At 77.3% G+C, this 4161-nt stretch carries 3 protein-coding genes and 1 pseudogene; all 4 read right to left on the reverse strand.

The genetic code is table 11. The features are described from left to right. Positions 1 to 1004 (reverse strand): hypothetical protein (locus TR50_RS47900; protein ID WP_042420195.1); only part of this gene is annotated, 1004 nt, incomplete at its 3' end. Then, the gene (alr, locus tag TR50_RS13770) at positions 1004 to 2206 is read right to left on the reverse strand and encodes an alanine racemase (protein ID WP_042420196.1); all 1203 of its coding nucleotides are present in this window, start codon (positions 2204 to 2206) and stop codon (positions 1004 to 1006) included. The genes TR50_RS47900 and alr, both read right to left, overlap by 1 nt. A 146-nt stretch (positions 2207 to 2352) precedes the next feature. Beyond that, a pseudogene (locus TR50_RS13775) lies at positions 2353 to 2724 on the reverse strand (L,D-transpeptidase); the annotation flags it as partial. Between the two features lie 238 nt (positions 2725 to 2962). Then, the coding region (locus TR50_RS13780; protein WP_063775060.1) for an NAD(P)H-hydrate dehydratase at positions 2963 to 4161 on the reverse strand (1199 nt) is incomplete at its 5' end.

The raw sequence follows: 4161 nt of genomic DNA on the forward strand, positions 1-4161 counted from the left end.
GTCCCGACGCCGGCCAGCACCCCGCCGAGCGGCCCCGGCTCGGGCTCGGCGCCCGCGCCGCGCCGCCGCCCGAGCCACCCGCGCAGCCCGCGGGGACGCGCGGGGACGTCTGGGACTGCGGGGTCTGCGAGGGCTGTGGGGTCTGCGCCGTCGGATCCGGCGCCCGCCCCACCCCGCGTCCTGCGACCTCCGGAGTCCGCCTCACGGGCAGGCAGTGGGCCTGACGCCACGTCAGCCACGCGCCACACCGTCCCGGCCGCGGCCGGGTCGGGGCTGCGACCGTCACGGGACACGCCCCGGGCACCACGCGAAGCCGAACGACCGGAAGCGTCCGGACCGGCGCCGGACACCGATCCGGGACCCCCACCGGCCCCGCGCGCCGCGCGACCCGTCGTCCCCGTCGCCTCCGGGGCCATCGGACCAAGGCCGCCACCGTCACGGGACACGTCCCGGGCACCACGCGAAGCCGAACGACCGGAAGCGTCCGCCCCCTGGCCGGACACGGAACCCCCGTCCCCACCGGTCGCGTCGCCCGCGCGGGCCACGCGCCGCGTCGCCTCCGGGGCTGCGGGGGTGGCCGGCACGGAGCCCCGGTCGCCGTCGGTCGTGTGGGACGTGCGCTCCGCGGCTTCGCGGACGACCGCCGCCTCGGTGCCGGCCCAGCCGGTGCCGTCGAGTTCGGCGTAGAGGTCGGTGCCGTCCGGGGCGGGGATGTGCAGCGGGGTGCCGCGGAGGGAGCCGAAGGCGGCGGCGGCGTCGAGTTCGGCCTCGGCGCGGCGGCGCATCTCACGGCCGACGGAGAGGCGCTCGATGGCGACGCCCGCCGCCGCGCCCGCCGCGACCACGCCGAGGGAGACGCCGACGATGCCCGCGCGGCTCCAGCGCCCCGCGGCGACGTCGCCGACGACGGAGCCGGCCGCGTCGCGGACCTGACGGACCACGTCGCCCGCGCCCGAGGTCAGTCCGGACCCCCGGCCGGAGGAGCCGCCCCCGTCGGCGGCCATCAGTCGTGCCCGCCCAGGATGCCCGGCTCGTCCGACGCGTTCAGCTCGTCCGACGCGTTCAGGTAGCGCCGCGGGACCCGCGCGCCGATGCGCGTGACGATCTCGTAGGAGATGGTGCCGGCCGCCCGCGCCCAGTCCTCGGCCGTGGGCTCGCCGTGGTCGCCCGCGCCGAACAGCACCGCGACGTCGCCCACCTTGGCCGAGTCGCCGCCGAGGTCGACGACGAACTGGTCCATGGCGACGCGCCCGGCGACCGTGCGCCACTTGTCCGCGAGCCAGACGGGGCCCGTGCCGCTGGCATGGCGGGGGATGCCGTCGGCGTAGCCGACCGGGACGAGGGCGAGCGTGGTCTCGCCAGGGGTCGTGTAGGTGTGCCCGTAGGAGACGCCGTGCTCGGCGGGGACGCGCTTGACGTGGGCGATCCGGGCCTGCAGCGTCATCACCGGGCGGAGCCCGAAGTCCGCGGGCGAGCCCACCTCCGGCACCGGCGAGAGCCCGTACTGGGCGAGCCCGGCGCGGACCAGGTCGAAGTGGGACTCCGGCAGCGTCAGCGTCGCCGGGGAGTTCGCGATGTGCCGCACCTCCGGGCGCAGCCCGGCCGCCTCGGCGACGGCGAGCGCCTCGCTGTAGGCGTCCAGCTGCGCGGCGATGGACGGGTGGCCGGGCTCGTCGGCGCAGGCGAAGTGCGACCAGACGCCGGTGACGGTGATCAGCCCCTCCGCCTCGGCGGCGCGGGCGGCAGCGACCAGCTCGGGCCAGTCCGCGGGCTGGGCGCCGTTGCGGCCGAGGCCCGTGTCGACCTTCAGCTGCACCCGGGCCGGGCGGCCGGTCGCGCGCACGGCGTCCAGCACGTGCGGCAGCGCCCACATGCCGCTGACGGAGATGTCGAGGTCCTGTGCGACGGCCTCGTGCCACGGGCTGCCGGGCGTCCAGAGCCAGCACAGCACGCGGGCCCGCTCCGGTCCGATCCCGCCCGCGCGCAGCGCGAGCGCCTCCTCCGGGGTGGCGGTCCCGAGCCAGCGCACGCCCGCGGCCAGCGCCGCGCGGGCGCACGGCAGCGCGCCGTGGCCGTAGGCGTCCGCCTTGACCACGGACATGATCTCAGCCGACCCCGTGCGCCGGGTGCGCTCGCGCAGCGCGGCAAGGTTGCCGCGCAGCGCAGCCAGGTCGATCAGGGCTTCGGCTCGCAGTGCAGTGTCCATCGGGTGACAGTCTCCCAGAAGCACGAGGGCGCCCGTCCAAAGGTGACGGGCGCCACATGTGCGCGTCGTGCAGGGGTTCGGTTCGGGCGGGCTTCAGTCCACCCCGGTCGATCGAGCCGGTCGGTCGAGCCGGTCGGTCGAGCCGGTCAGGTGCCGGGCTTGCGGCCGAAGACGTCGACCGGGGAGCCGAGCTTGAGCAGACCCCAGACCTTGGCGGCGTCGTGCAGGGTCATGTTGACGCAGCCGTGCGAGCCGGGCGGGGTGGACATCGGTATGCCGACGGCGTGTATCGCCTCTCCGCCGCTGAAGAACTGCGAGTAGGGCATGGCCACGTCGTAGAGGCTGGAGACGTGGTGCAGGTCGCGCCAGTACACGTGGAACAGCCCGTCACGGGTGGCGTAGCCGCGCCGCCCCGTGCGGACCTGGACCGGTCCGTAGACGATCTTGCTTCCGTCCTGGATCCAGAGCTTCTGGTGGGTCAGGTCCACGCAGGCCACCCGGCCCACGTTGGTCAGACAGTGAGTCGGGGACCAGGTCGCCCTGGCCGCCGCGTCCGCCTGGCCCGCCCCCACGGCGCCCACCCCGCCGAGCAGTGCCGCCGTCGCCAGCGCGACGGCGGTCGCGCGCGCCTTCAACCGCTTCAATTCGCCCCTTCTTTCCCGCCATCGGCGGATCCGTCAGTGGCCTCGTGGTGGGAAGACCACTCCGGGGAGTGAAAGGTTGCACCGCCGGCGGGACGACGGGGGGCGCGCGGGGTCAGTCGAGGCCGAGGGCGCGCCGCCAGGCTTCCGGGAGGGCCGCGGTGATCCCACCCGCCGTGGTCGGCGCGCCGGCGGAGGAGAGGCGGCCCGCGAGACCGTGCAGGTAGGCGGCGACGGAGCCGGCGTCGAGGGGGCGGAGGCCGGCCGCGAGCAGCGCCCCGGCGAGGCCGGACAGGACGTCCCCGCTGCCGGCGGTGGCGAGTTGGGACGTGCCGGTGGGATTGACGCGGGCTGGGCCGTCGGGCCCGGCGACGACGGTCGTGCTGCCCTTGAGCAGTACCGTGCAGCCGTATCCGCGCGCCAGTTCGCGCGCGTAGCGCAGCCGCTCCCCCTCCACCTCTTCGCGCGTCGCGGTCACACCGATGCCGGCGAGGAGCGCGACGGCCTCCCCCGCGTGCGGGGTGAGCAGGGCGTTCGCCGGGGCGGCGGCGCGGCGGGCCAGCAGGCGCAGGCCGTCCGCGTCGACGAGGACGGGGACGCCGGCGTCCAGCGCCTCCTCGACGGCGCGTTCCGCGTCCGCGTCCTGGGAGAGGCCCGGTCCGACCACCCACGCCTGGACACGGCCCGCGTCCTTCGGGCCGCCCTCCCCGACCAGGGCCTCGGGATGGGCGCGCACCACCTCGCGGGCCGCCGCGCCCGCGTACCGGACCGCGCCGACGCCGCCGTGCAGGGCCGCGCCCACGGCGAGCACGGCGGCGCCGGGGTAGCGGGCCGATCCGGCCGCGATGCCGACGACGCCGCGCCGGTACTTGTCGCTCTCGGCGTCCGGCTCCGGCAGCAGCGCCGCGACGTCCTCCTCCTGGAGCGCCTCCACGACATGCCCGCCGAGCGACGCGGGAACCTGCGCTGCCGGGACGCCGTGGGAGGCCGGAGCGCCGTGGGAGGCCGGGACGCCGGCGGACGCCGTGGGAGGCCCCGCGGGCCGGTTCGGGACGGCTGCGGGGCTCCCCGCGGCCTCGCCCGCCCCGCGCACCTCGCCCAGGCCGATGTCCACCAGCCGCACCACGCCCGCGTACGACGCGCCCGGGTCGACGAGCAGGCCGGGCTTGTGCGTGCCGAAGGTCACGGTCACGTCCGCGCGGACCGCCGCGCCCGGGACGGCGCCGGTGTCCGGGTCGACGCCGCTGGGCAGGTCGACGGCGACGACTGTGGCCGCGCCCCGCTCCGCCGCGGCCACCCAGGGCAGCGCGGCGT

It is taken from the genome of Streptacidiphilus anmyonensis, assembly GCF_000787855.1.
Classification (GTDB): Bacteria; Actinomycetota; Actinomycetes; order Streptomycetales; family Streptomycetaceae; genus Streptacidiphilus; species Streptacidiphilus anmyonensis.